At 69.6% G+C, this 11,826-nt stretch carries 10 protein-coding genes; 7 read left to right on the forward strand and 3 right to left on the reverse strand.

Annotation, left to right across the window (positions count from 1 at the left end):
• Nucleotides 1-306: 306 nt before the first annotated feature.
• Nucleotides 307-1,029 carry a sigma-70 family RNA polymerase sigma factor gene (locus AC3AOF_RS00795; protein ID WP_236992453.1) on the reverse strand — a complete coding sequence of 241 codons (723 nt, stop codon included), beginning with the start codon at nt 1,027-1,029 and terminating at the stop codon, nt 307-309.
• A 353-nt stretch (nt 1,030-1,382) separates the two neighbouring features.
• A complete protein-coding gene (locus AC3AOF_RS00800) occupies nt 1,383-1,580 on the reverse strand; it encodes a hypothetical protein (RefSeq protein ID WP_236992452.1) in 198 nt (65 codons plus the stop codon).
• A gap of 416 nt (nt 1,581-1,996) precedes the next feature.
• Between AC3AOF_RS00800 and pstS the strand changes: the two genes are divergently transcribed.
• From pstS to phoB, 6 genes are all read left to right on the forward strand, one after another.
• Nucleotides 1,997-3,034, forward strand: coding sequence for a phosphate ABC transporter substrate-binding protein PstS (gene pstS / locus AC3AOF_RS00805; RefSeq protein WP_488347428.1), 1,038 nt, complete (start codon nt 1,997-1,999; stop codon nt 3,032-3,034).
• A 169-nt stretch (nt 3,035-3,203) separates the two neighbouring features.
• On the forward strand, nt 3,204-4,178 hold the full coding sequence (gene pstC / locus AC3AOF_RS00810; protein WP_236992450.1) for a phosphate ABC transporter permease subunit PstC: 975 nt from the start codon (nt 3,204-3,206) through the stop codon (nt 4,176-4,178).
• Nucleotides 4,179-4,204: 26 nt separating this feature from the next.
• Complete coding sequence (gene pstA, locus AC3AOF_RS00815) at nt 4,205-5,131, forward strand: phosphate ABC transporter permease PstA (protein WP_488347429.1); 927 nt, start codon at nt 4,205-4,207, stop codon at nt 5,129-5,131.
• 27 nt (nt 5,132-5,158) lie between these two features.
• Nucleotides 5,159-5,971, forward strand: coding sequence for a phosphate ABC transporter ATP-binding protein PstB (pstB, locus tag AC3AOF_RS00820; RefSeq protein ID WP_236992448.1), 813 nt, complete (start codon nt 5,159-5,161; stop codon nt 5,969-5,971).
• Nucleotides 5,972-6,053: 82 nt separating this feature from the next.
• Nucleotides 6,054-6,773: a phosphate signaling complex protein PhoU gene (gene phoU / locus AC3AOF_RS00825; protein WP_236992447.1), complete on the forward strand. Its 720-nt coding sequence runs from the start codon at nt 6,054-6,056 to the stop codon at nt 6,771-6,773.
• Nucleotides 6,774-6,840: 67 nt separating this feature from the next.
• Entirely contained in the window at nt 6,841-7,542 is a 702-nt protein-coding gene (gene phoB, locus AC3AOF_RS00830; protein ID WP_236992446.1) for a phosphate regulon transcriptional regulator PhoB, read from the forward strand.
• 579 nt (nt 7,543-8,121) lie between these two features.
• On the opposite strand, the gene AC3AOF_RS00835 is transcribed toward phoB, so the two are convergent.
• Nucleotides 8,122-9,753, reverse strand: a complete 1,632-nt coding sequence (locus AC3AOF_RS00835) for an acyl-CoA synthetase (protein ID WP_488347430.1) — start codon at nt 9,751-9,753, stop codon at nt 8,122-8,124.
• 157 nt (nt 9,754-9,910) lie between these two features.
• On the opposite strand from AC3AOF_RS00835, the gene AC3AOF_RS00840 reads away from it, so the two are divergent.
• Nucleotides 9,911-11,821, forward strand: coding sequence for a propionyl-CoA synthetase (locus AC3AOF_RS00840; RefSeq protein ID WP_488347431.1), 1,911 nt, complete (start codon nt 9,911-9,913; stop codon nt 11,819-11,821).
• Nucleotides 11,822-11,826: the final 5 nt, after the last annotated feature.

The following is an 11,826-nucleotide window of genomic DNA, read 5'->3' on the forward strand; positions in this document are numbered from 1 at the left end:
GGGTTGAGCGCTTCTCCGTTCAAGAATAGCGCGCCTCTCCTCCCCCCTGTGGGGAGGAGCCGGAGGTGGGGGTGGTGCCGCGTAGAGCGCGAGGCTACTCCGGCACCACCCCCACCCCTAACCCCTCCCCACAAGGGGGAGGGGAAAGCGCGCGCCTCTACAGGGGGTTAGCTCTCTGATGAGAAGTGTGAATCCGCTAGCCCGCAGAGGGGGGAAGGGTCTCGACCGGCTGCGTTGCTCCTGCACCGCGCGACCTGCCGTGTCGTGTACCCCGATCCGAGTCCGGGTCAGTCGGCCGAACAGCCCTCACACACCCTCACCCATGGCCGATTGCATCATCCGGTCGCCGGTCAAATCGTCGTCGCCATAACCGAGCAGTTCAGCCAGGCGGTTGCGGGCGCGGTTGACGCGGCTCTTGATCGTGCCGATCGCCACGCCGCAGATGCCCGCGACTTCCTCGTAGGACAGGCCCTCGGCGCCGACCAGGATCAGCGCCTCGCGCTGGTCCGGCGGCAGCTTGGCGAGGCCGGCGCGCAGGTCCTGCACGTCGAGGCGGTGGCCCTGGTCGGGGGCGGTGAACAGGCGCGCCGCGTAGGAGCCGTCCTCGTCCTGCACCTCGCGCATCCGCTTGCGCTGCTCGGAATAGAAGGCATTGCGCAGGATGGTGAACAGCCAGGCGTTCAGGTTGGTGCCGGGCTGGAAGCGGTGCTGGTTCTGCCAGGCGCGCAGGATCGTGTCCTGCACCAGGTCGTCGGCCCGGGCGGCGTTGTTGGTGAGCGAGAGCGCGAAGGCGCGCAACGACGACAAAGCCGCCAGCATCCCCTCGCGGAATTCCGGCTCGACGGCGCGCCCTTGCGCGGCGAGCGCCGCCTCGAGCTTCTCGATCAGCGCGAGGAAGATGTCGGGCGTCGCGGCGGTCTCGATCGGGGCATAGGCCGCGCGCAACTGGCGCCCGAGATGGACCTGGACGGTCGGGGGCAGGCCGGGCTTGGCTTCGGTGCTGAGGATGGGGTTCTCGGTGGACGCCATGCGACTCTCACGTTCTGAAGCGGGGAGGGCGGGGCGGCGGCACTCTGACGGGCCACTCGCTGAAAATACCCCGCCGGAGCTTCCTGAGGGGGGAAGTGGGGCGCGCCGCGCGCCTGTCGACACGCGCGCATCGCCGCGGGCTGCGGCGAAGAGGTGCGAAGACTCAGCAGCGCCGCATCCGGCCTCGCATCCCAGCCTCGCTCCGCGCCTCGTCGCACCGCATCGCCGTCGCTCCCGTCCCTCGCCGGCCGCAACGGCCCTGCGGCGCCCGCGCCGACGGCACGGGTCGCGAGAGGCAACGGCTTCGTACTGCCCAGGTTCCCCAGATCGTGATCCCGTGATCGTATCGCGCCCTACCAGGTGCGGGCGCCGGGCTGGCTCCGGTATTCCGCCGCGCGGATGCGGGTCATGATCCGGTCGAGCTCGGCGAGAAGCGCCGCCTCCTCGTCCCGCGCCGCGTCGACGGCGGCCGGATCGGCGAGGTAGAGGCGCTCCTGCTCGGCCCGGGCGAGGCGCTGCTCCAGCTCGGCCCGCTCGGCGTGGAGGGCCATCAATTCCCGGCGTGCGGGATCGTCGGGGGAGCCTTGCTCCCGATCGTCCCCGATCCGGCCGGCGTCGATCCGGTTTCGCCCTGTCATCGTGTCGAGGTTGTGCACAACGGCTTGTCCTGTCGTGGGGGTCGCGGCGCAAGTGCCTGCGGATGTTCAACCTCCCAACGCGCAAGAGGGCCGGAACGTCGCATCCGGCCGGTGCTTGTCATCCAAGTGTCACGCGACTGTCATAGGGCCGGCGTCGCACCGGGCTTATCCCTCGCGGCGCGGCGGACGCCCCGGCAACGATCGGGACACGATCCGGCGCAAGCCAGGGGAAACCGGTCGCGTCGTCACCGGCCGTCGATGGGCAGGATGCGGGTCGGCGAGTTCGCTCCCGCATCGTGCCGGACCGATCCGAACACGGAGAGATACCAGTGAAGCCCTTCTCCTACGCGCTCGCCATCGGGCTCGCGACCGCCCAGATCGCCACCTCGGCGATGGCCCTCGACATCACCGGCGCCGGCGCCACCTTCCCGTTCCCGGTCTATTCCAAGTGGGCCGAGGCCTACCGCAAGGAGACCGGCAACGGCCTGAACTACCAGTCGATCGGTTCCGGCGGCGGCATCAAGCAGATCCAGGCCAAGACCGTCGATTTCGGCGCCACCGACGCGCCGCTGAAGGGCGAGGCCCTGACCAAGGACGGCCTGGTCCAGTTCCCGACCGTGATGGGCGGCGTGGTTCCGGTGGTGAACATCGCCGGTGTCAAGCCCGGCGAGGTCAAGCTGACCGGCGAGGTCCTGGCCGAGATCTACCAGGGCACGATCAAGAAGTGGTCCGACCCGAAGATCGCCAAGCTCAACGAGGGCGTGAAGCTCCCCGACGCGCCGATCACCCCGGTCTACCGGTCGGACGCGTCCGGCACCACCAACATCTTCACCACCTACCTGTCGGACGTCTCGCCGGCCTGGAAGTCCGAGCTCGGCGCCTCGACCACGGTGAGCTGGCCGGCCGGCCAGGGCGGCAAGGGCAACGAGGGCGTGACCGCCGTCGTCAAGCAGGTCCCGAACGCCATCGGCTACGTCGAGTACGCCTACGCCAAGCAGAACAACCTGCCGGTCGCGCTGATCCAGAACAAGGACGGCCAGTACCCGATGCCGGGCGACGAGGCGTTCCAGGCCGCCGCCGCCAATGCCGACTGGAAGGCCGCTCCCGGCTTCGGCATCTCGCTGACCAACCAGCCCGGCGCGAAGGCCTGGCCGATCACCGCCGCGACCTTCATCCTGGTCCACAAGAACCCGGCCGACGCCGCCCGCACCGCCGAGGTGCTGAAGTTCTTCCGCTGGGCCTACAAGAACGGCGGCCCGATGGCGACCGCCCTCGACTACGTGCCGCTGCCCGCCAAGGTCGTCACCCAGGTCGAGGACGAGTGGAAGTCGATCACCAAGGACGGCAAGCCCGTCCTGAGCAACTGATAGAACGAATCTCGGGAGGGCGGGGTGGTCCCGCCCTCCTTCCGCCGGTCCGCATGCGGGCCTGCGCGGCGCTTGAGGAAAGCCGAGATCCCGCCCCCCGCCGGATCGCGTCCGACTCGCCTCGATCCGCCGAGCGCGCTAGAGGCCGCTCACTCCAAGGGAAACCCGGATGGTCGCGTTGTCTGAGAACGTCGCATTGGCGGCAAGTCCCCAAGTCGCCCGCCGCGCCCCGAGCCCCGTGGGCGACCGCATCTTCCGCGGCGCCGCCCTCGCCTCGGCGCTGCTGGTGCTCCTGGTGCTCGCCGGCATCCTGGCCTCGATCGCCTATGGCGGCTGGCCGGCCTTCCGGGAGTTCGGCCCCGGCTTCCTGACCTCGAGCGCCTGGAACGTCGGGCGCGAGGAATACGGCGCCCTCGTCGCCATCATCGGCACCCTGGTCTCGGCGCTGCTCGCCCTCCTCATCGGCGTGCCGATCTCGCTCGGCATCGCGATCTACCTGACGCAGCTCTGCCCCGGCTGGGCGCGCCGCCCGGTCGCGATGACGATCGAGCTGCTCGCCGCCGTGCCGAGCATCATCTACGGTATGTGGGGCCTGTTCATCTTCGCGCCGCTCTTCGCGCGCTTCGTGCAGATCCCGGTCTCGAACGTGGTCGAGGGCATGCCGATCGTCGGCACCCTGTTCTACGCCCAGGTGCCGTCGGGCGTCGGCGTGCTCACCGCCGGCATCATCCTGGCGATCATGATCGTGCCCTTCGTCGCCTCGATCACCCGCGACATGCTCGACCAGATCCCGACCGTCCTGCGCGAGAGCGCCTACGGCATCGGCTGCACCACCTGGGAGGTCGTGCGCCACGTCCTGATCCCGCAGGCCTCGGTCTCGATCATCGGCGCGATCATGCTCGGCCTCGGCCGCGCGCTCGGCGAGACGATGGCGGTCACCTTCGTGATCGGCAACGCCAACCGCCTCTCGGCCTCGATCTTCGATCCCGGCTCGACCATCGCCTCGCGCATCGCCAACGAGTTCAACGAGGCCGACGGCATGCAGCTCCACGCGCTGATGGCGCTCGGCTGCATCCTCTTCGTCGTCACCTTCATCGTGCTCATCATCGCCCGGCTGCTGGTGCGCCGCGCGAAGGTGGCCTGATCCCGCTCCCGCACGGACGTTTCCCGATGAACGCTTCCCCCGCCGCGGTCTCAGGCTCCGAAGGCCCGACCGCTCCCGCCCGCCTCCCGCCCGCCCCGCAGGCCTGGGGCCGGGTCCGCGCCGGCCGGCGCTCCGCCGACAAGCTCCTCATCGTCGGCTGCACCGCCGCGACCGTGCTCGGCGCCGTCGTGCTCGGCTCGATCCTGCTCATGCTCATCATCCAGGGCGTGCAGGGATTCTCGCCGGCCCTGTTCACCCAGGTCACGCCGGGCCCCGGCTCCGAGGGCGGCGGCATCGCCAACGCGATCCTCGGCAGCCTGGTGATGACGGTGCTCGGCATCGTCGTGGCGACGCCGGTCGGCGTGCTCGCCGGCACCTACCTCGCCGAGTACGGCCGAGGCTCGCACCTCGCCAACCTGATCCGCTTCCTCAACGACATCCTGCTCTCGGCGCCGTCGATCCTGATCGGCCTCTTCGTCTACACCCTGATGGTGCGGCCGATGGGCGGCTATTCGGGCTGGGCCGGTGCCGTGGCGCTCGCCATCATCGCCACCCCGGTGATCGTGCGCACCACCGAGGACATGCTGCGCCTGGTGCCCGGCCCCCTGCGCGAGGCCGGCGTCGCCCTCGGCGCCCCGTACTCGATCGTGATCCGCTCCGTCACCTGGCGGGCGGCCCAGTCGGGCATCGTGACCGGCGTGCTCCTGGCGCTGGCCCGCATCGCCGGCGAGACCGCGCCCCTGCTCTTCACCGCGCTCAACAACAATTCCTGGTTCAGCCCCAACCTGATGGGCGGCGTCGCGAACCTGCCGGTGATGATCTACCAGTTCGCGCTCTCGCCCTACGAGAACTGGCGCCAGCTGGCCTGGGCCGGCGCGCTCCTCATCACCGTCACCATCCTGGGCCTGTCGATCGTGGCCCGCCTCGTCCTGAGCGGTCCCAAGGGCCGCTGATCCGATACCTTGCCCGGAGACACCCCGATGAGCGCCACCGCCACCGCCGTGCCGGTCGTGGGCCAGAGCACGGCCGACGAGTCCGCCGCGATCCGCCTCGCCGTCAAGGACCTCAACTTCTACTACGGCGACTTCAAGGGCCTGAAGAACATCAACCTCAACTTCCTCGACCGCCAGGTCACCGCCCTGATCGGGCCGTCCGGCTGCGGCAAGTCGACGTTGCTGCGCACCTTCAACCGGATCTACAGCCTGTATCCGGAGCAGCGCGCGGAAGGCGAGATCCTGCTCGACGGCCGCAACATCCTGGATTCCTCGATCGACCTCAACGAGCTGCGCGCCCGGGTCGGCATGGTGTTCCAGAAGCCGACCCCGTTCCCGATGTCGATCTACGACAACATCGCGTTCGGCATCCGGCTCTACGAGCGCCTCGGCAAGGCCGATCTCGACAACCGCGTCGAGGAGGCCCTGCGCAAGGGCGCCCTCTGGGACGAGGTCAAGGACAAGCTCAAGCAGTCCGGCATGGGCCTGTCCGGCGGCCAGCAGCAGCGCCTCTGCATCGCCCGCACGGTGGCGCAGCGCCCGGAGGTGATCCTGTTCGACGAGCCGACCTCGGCCCTCGACCCGATCTCGACCGGCCGCATCGAGGAACTGATCGAGCAGCTGCGGGGCGAGTTCACCATCGCCATCGTCACCCACAACATGCAGCAGGCGGCGCGCATCTCGCAGTTCACCGCCTTCATGTATCTCGGCGAGCTGATCGAGTTCGGGCCGACCAACCGGCTGTTCATGAACCCGTCGAAGCGCCAGACCCAGGACTACATCACCGGCCGGTTCGGCTGAGGCCTGACGCGATCATCCGCCGGCCCGGTCTGCCGGGCCGGCACAAGCCTACGCTCCACCTCCGCGCGAGGAGCCAGATCCCATGTCGAGCCACATCGTCACCTCCTACGATCAGGAGTTGCAGAACCTGCGGCGCAGCATCGCCGAGATGGGCGGCATCGCCGAAAAGATGGTGGCCGATTCCGGCCAGGCGCTCCTGCGCCGCGACGCCGCCCTCGCCCAGGCGGTGATCGCCACCGACCAGCGTCTCGACGGGCTGCAGCGCGAGATCGAGGAGAAGGCCATCCTCCTCATCGCCCGCCGCCAGCCGCTGGCGGTCGACCTGCGCGAGACCATCTCGGCGATCCGCGTCTCGGGCGACCTCGAACGCATCGGGGATCTGGCCAAGAACGTCGCCAAGCGCGTCGTCGCCATCGCCGACCAGGTCCAGCTGCAGAAGATCGTCGTCGGCGTGGAGCACATGAACGAGCTGGTCCAGGAGCAGCTCAAGGACGTGCTCGACGCCTACGCCACCCAGGACACCGTCGCGGCCCTCGACGTCTGGGCCCGGGACGGCGGCATCGACGCGCTCTACACCTCGCTGTTCCGCGAACTCCTGACCTACATGATGGAGGATCCGCGCAACATCACGTTCTGCACGCACCTGCTGTTCTGCGCCAAGAACGTCGAGCGCATCGGCGACCACACCACCAACATCGCCGAGACCATCCACTACCTCGCCACCGGCGAGACCCTGCCGACCGAGCGTCCGAAGAACGACCGTTCGAGCTTCGCCACCCTCGACACCCCGCCCGAGGCTTGAGGGCGACGCCCGTCCGGGCCTTGCGGCCCGGCGGGCCTTTACCCCCGCCCCCGCCTGAGTGCCCCCGATGAGTACCCGCATCCTGATCGTCGAGGACGAGGAAGCCCTCACCCTCCTCCTGCGCTACAACCTCGAGGCCGAGGGCTTCGAGGTCGACGCCGTCGCCCGGGGCGACGAGGCGGATATCCGCCTGCGCGAGCAGGTGCCGGACCTCGTCCTCCTCGACTGGATGATGCCGGGCCTGTCCGGCATCGAACTGTGCCGGCGCATCCGCGCCCGCCGCGAGACCGAGCGGCTGCCGGTGATCATGCTGACGGCCCGCGGCGAGGAGGGCGACCGGGTGCGGGGCCTCGCCACCGGTGCCGACGACTACATCGTCAAGCCGTTCTCGGTGCCGGAACTGCTGGCGCGGGTGCGGGCGCTCCTGCGGCGGGCCAAGCCCGCCCACGTCGCCGACCTCCTGATCGCCGGCGACATCGAGCTCGACCGGGTCAGCCACCGCGTCCGCCGCGACGGTCGCGAGCTGCATCTCGGCCCGACCGAGTTCAAGCTGCTCGAATTCCTGATGCAGAGCCCCGGACGCGTCTTCTCGCGCGAGCAACTGCTCGACGGCGTCTGGGGGCACGACGTCTATATCGACGAGCGCACCGTCGACGTGCATATCGGCCGCCTGCGCAAGGCGATCAACCGCGGCCGCGACAGCGACCCGATCCGCACCGTGCGGGGCTCGGGCTATTCGTTCGACGAGATGTTCGCGCCGGAGGCGTGATACGGTCTTCGTGTGAACTGTTCGCGGCAAGAAGAGCGCAAGTTCCCCCTCCCCCCTCTGCGGGCTAGCGGATTCACACTTCTCCTTCGTGAGCTAACCCTCTGTAAATATGCGCGCTTTCCCCTCCCCTTGTGGGGAGGGGTTAGGGGTGGGGGTGGTGCCGGAGTAGCCTCGCGCTCTACGCGGCACCACCCCCACCTCCAACTCCTCCCCACAACTTGCAGCGATTCCGGGCAAGCCCGGGATCGCCGGGGGGAGGAGAGGCGCGCGACCTTCACCGGAGAAGCTCTCGAACCGAGAAGTGTGAACACGCTAGCCTCTGCGGGGGAGGGTGGCCTGCGGAGCAGGCCGGGAGAGGGGCAGCGCGACGCTGATTCAGAGGGCGCCAGTCAGAACGGTTCCGCCTCATCCGGAAGCGTGGTTCCCCTCTCCCGCCCGGCGCCGCCGGGCACCCTCCCCCGCAGAGGGGGGAGGGTTCAAGACCAGCGATACTTTCTTTCCCCGGACAGCCCTGCATCCACGGCGAAGAGGGGGATCCCGCCCTTTATTGCGGCCGGAACAGTTCAGGTCGAACCCGTCTCACAATGCCTTCGCCATCTCCCGCAGCACGAACTTCTGCACCTTGCCGGTCGAGGTCTTCGGCAGTTCCGTGAAGACAACGTGCCTGGGCACCTTGAAGCCGGCGAGCGACTGGCGGCACCAGCCGATCAGCTCCTCGGCCGAGACCATCTCGGAGCCTTTCAGTTCGACGAAGGCGCACGGCGTCTCGCCCCATTTCTCGTCGGGCTTGGCGACCACGGCGGCGGCGGCCACCGCCGGGTGCTTGAACAGGGCCTCCTCGACCTCGATCGACGAGATGTTCTCGCCCCCTGAGATGATGATGTCCTTCGAGCGATCCTTGAGCTGGATGTAGCCGTCCGGGTGCTTCACCCCGAGATCGCCCGAATGGAACCAGCCGCCCGCGAAGGCGGCCTCGGTGGCTGTCGGGTTCTTGAGGTAGCCGCGCATCACCACGTTGCCGCGGAACATCACCTCGCCCAGCGTCTCGCCGTCGGCGGGGACCGGCTGCATCGTCTCGGGATCGAGCACGTCCAGCGCCTCGAGCGGCGGGTAGCGCACGCCCTGGCGCGCCTTGCGGGCGGCCTGCTCGTCCTTGCCCAAGGCGTTCCAGTCGGCGTGCCACTCGTTCACCACCGCCGGGCCGTAGGTCTCGGTCAGCCCGTAGACGTGGGTGACGTCGAATCCCGCCTCGGCCATGCCGGCGAGCACCGCTTCCGGCGGGGGCGCCGCCGCGGTGAGGAAGGAGACGCGGTTGGGTAGCTCCCGCCGCTCGGCCGCGGCGGCGTTGATGAGGAGCGACATCACGATCGGCGCGCCGCACAGATGCGTCACGCCGTGATCCGCGATGGCGTCGTACATGGCTTTCGCCCGCACCTGCCGCAGGCAGACATGGGTGCCGGCCACCACCGACAGGGTCCAGGGAAAGCACCAGCCGTTGCAGTGGAACATCGGCAGGGTCCACAGATAGACCGGGTGCCGGCCGAGATTGCCCGCCACCACGTTGCCGACCGCGAGCAGCGACGCGCCGCGATGGTGGTAGACCACGCCCTTCGGGTCGCCGGTGGTGCCCGAGGTGTAGTTTAGGCTGATCGCGTCCCACTCGTCGCCCGGCATCGCCCAGGCGTAACCGGGATCGCCTTGACCCAGAAAGTCCTCGTACTCGATCGTGCCGAGGCGCTCGCCCGGACCGTCGTATTCGGGATCGTCGTAGTCGATGACGAGCGGCTTCACCCCGGCCTGGGTCAGAGCCGGGCCCATGATGCGGGCGAATTCCCGGTCGGTGATCACCACCTTGGCCTCGCCGTGGTCGAGGCAGAAGGCGATGATCGCGGCGTCGAGCCGGGTGTTGAGGGTGTTGAGCACCGCGCCGGCCATCGGCACCCCGTAATGGCACTCGATCATCGCCGGGGTGTTGGCGAGCATCACCGCCACCGTGTCGCCCCGCCCGATGCCGCGGGCCTTCAACGCCGAGGCGAGGCGCCGGGAACGGGCGTAGAGGTCGCGGTAGCTGCGCCGCAAATTTCCGTGGATCACGGCCGTATGGTCGGGAAACACCGTGGCCGCCCTCTCCAGGAAGGTGAGAGGCGTGAGCGGCTGGTGGTTGGCCGGGTTCCGGTCGAGGCCGTGGTCGTAGATCGTCGCGCCGGTCATGGGTCGTCCTGCTCCCTGTCGCGCCAGAGTACCCGCCGGGGCGGAGCGATCAATCCGCCCGGCATCCTTACGAAAGTTCGACTTCCGGCCGGACCGGGGCCTATTCTATCTGAACAGGCAGGCCGCCCCGCAGATGGACGGCACCGGAGGAGACGCCATGGCGAGCCCGAGCCGCTACCCGGAGACCTACGCCGCCTGGCAGCGCGACCCGGAGGCCTTCTGGTCACAGGCCGCCGAGGCGATCGACTGGGCGAGACCCGCCACCCGCGTCTTCGCCCCCGAGGAGGGCGCCTACGGCCGCTGGTTCGTCGGTGCCGAGGTCAATGCCTGCCACAACGCCGTCGACCGCCACGTCGCGGCCGGGCGGGGCGACCAGGCGGCGATCCTGTACGAGTCCCCCGTCACCGGCACCAAGCGCCGGATCAGCTACGCCGAGCTACTGAACGAGGTCGCTTCCCTCGCCGCCGTGCTCCAGGATCTCGGCGTCGGGCGCGGCGACCGGGTGGTGCTCTACATGCCGATGGTGCCCGAGGCGCTGTTCGGCATGCTGGCCTGCGCCCGCATCGGCGCCGTGCATTCCGTGGTGTTCGGGGGCTTTGCCGCCCGCGAGCTCGCCGCCCGGATCGAGGACGCGGCGCCCAAGGTGGTGCTCGCCGCCTCCTGCGGCATCGAGCCGACCCGGGTCGTCGCCTACAAGCCGCTCCTCGACGAGGCCTGCCGGCTCTCCTCGCACAAGCCCGAATCCTGCCTGATCCTGCAACGGCCGCAAGCGCAAGCCGAGATCCAGGGCGGGCGCGACCGCGACTGGGCGCAGGCCGTGGCGGACGCGAAGGCGGCCGGCCGCCGCGCGCCCTGCGTGCCGGTCGCCGCCACCGATCCGCTCTACGTGCTCTATACCTCGGGCACCACCGGCAAGCCGAAGGGCGTGGTCCGCGATACCGGCGGCTACCTCGTGGCGCTGGCCTGGTCGATGCCGAACCTCTACGGCGTCGCCCCCGGCGAGACCTATTGGTGCGCCTCCGATGTCGGCTGGGTGGTGGGCCATTCCTACATCGTCTACGGCCCGCTCCTGCACGGCTGCACCACGGTGCTCTACGAGGGCAAGCCGGTCGGCACGCCGGATGCCGGCGCGTTCTGGCGCGTCATCGCCGAGACCGGGGCGGTCGCCCTGTTCACCGCGCCGACAGCCTTGCGGGCGGTGAAGAAGGAGGATCCGGAAGGCCGTCTGATGCAGGGCCACGACCTCGCGCGCTTTCGCACCCTGTTCCTCGCCGGCGAGCGGGCCGATCCGGACACCGTCGCGTGGGCCGAGCGGATTCTCGGTGTGCCGGTGATCGACCATTGGTGGCAGACCGAGACCGGCTGGCCGATCGCCGCCAACCCGGTGGGCTTGGGCGCGCTGCCGGTCAAGCACGGCAGCCCGACGGTGGCGATGCCGGGCTGGGACGTCCAGGTGCTCGACGAAGCCGGGAAGCCCGTGCCCCCCGGCACGATGGGAACGATCGCCATCAAGCTGCCGCTGCCCCCCGGCGCCTTGCCGACCCTGTGGCGGCAGGACGAGCGCTTCCGCGAGAGCTACCTCGCGACCTATCCGGGCTACTACAACACCTCGGATGCGGGCTTCCTCGATGCCGACGGCTACGTCTCGGTGATGGGCCGCACCGACGACATCATCAACGTCGCCGGCCACCGCCTCTCGACCGGCGGCATGGAGGAGGTGCTGGCCTCCCATCCGGCGGTCGCCGAATGCGCGGTGATCGGCATCCGCGACAGCCTCAAGGGCGAGGCGCCCTGCGGCTTCGTGGTGCTGAAGGCCGGGGTCACGAAAGGCCCGGACGTGATCGAGCGCGAATTGGTGGCTTTGGTGCGCGAGCGCATCGGCCCGGTCGCGGCCTTCCGCTTGGCGCTCACGGTCGGGCGCCTGCCCAAGACCCGGTCGGGGAAGATCCTGCGCGGCACGATGAAGAAGATCGCCGACGGCGAGGCGTGGGCGATGCCGCCGACGATCGAGGACCCCGGCGTCCTCGACGAGATCGGCGGGGCGCTGCGGGAGCGCGGGCTGGGATAGGGTGG

The sequence above is a fragment of the Methylobacterium sp. 142-1Y genome (assembly GCF_057747795.1).

What these genes read in the sequence shown, in the direction of transcription:
- AC3AOF_RS00840 (WP_488347431.1), top strand. Translation starts at nt 9,911, where the DNA reads ATGGCGAGCCCGAGCCGCTACCCGGAGACCTACGCCGCCTGGCAGCGC.
- AC3AOF_RS00835 (WP_488347430.1), bottom strand. Translation starts at nt 9,753, where the DNA reads ATGACCGGCGCGACGATCTACGACCACGGCCTCGACCGGAACCCGGCC.
- AC3AOF_RS00800 (WP_236992452.1), bottom strand. Translation starts at nt 1,580, where the DNA reads ATGGCCCTCCACGCCGAGCGGGCCGAGCTGGAGCAGCGCCTCGCCCGG.
- pstA (WP_488347429.1), top strand. Translation starts at nt 4,205, where the DNA reads ATGAACGCTTCCCCCGCCGCGGTCTCAGGCTCCGAAGGCCCGACCGCT.
- AC3AOF_RS00795 (WP_236992453.1), bottom strand. Translation starts at nt 1,029, where the DNA reads ATGGCGTCCACCGAGAACCCCATCCTCAGCACCGAAGCCAAGCCCGGC.
- pstB (WP_236992448.1), top strand. Translation starts at nt 5,159, where the DNA reads ATGAGCGCCACCGCCACCGCCGTGCCGGTCGTGGGCCAGAGCACGGCC.
- pstC (WP_236992450.1), top strand. Translation starts at nt 3,204, where the DNA reads ATGGTCGCGTTGTCTGAGAACGTCGCATTGGCGGCAAGTCCCCAAGTC.
- phoB (WP_236992446.1), top strand. Translation starts at nt 6,841, where the DNA reads ATGAGTACCCGCATCCTGATCGTCGAGGACGAGGAAGCCCTCACCCTC.
- phoU (WP_236992447.1), top strand. Translation starts at nt 6,054, where the DNA reads ATGTCGAGCCACATCGTCACCTCCTACGATCAGGAGTTGCAGAACCTG.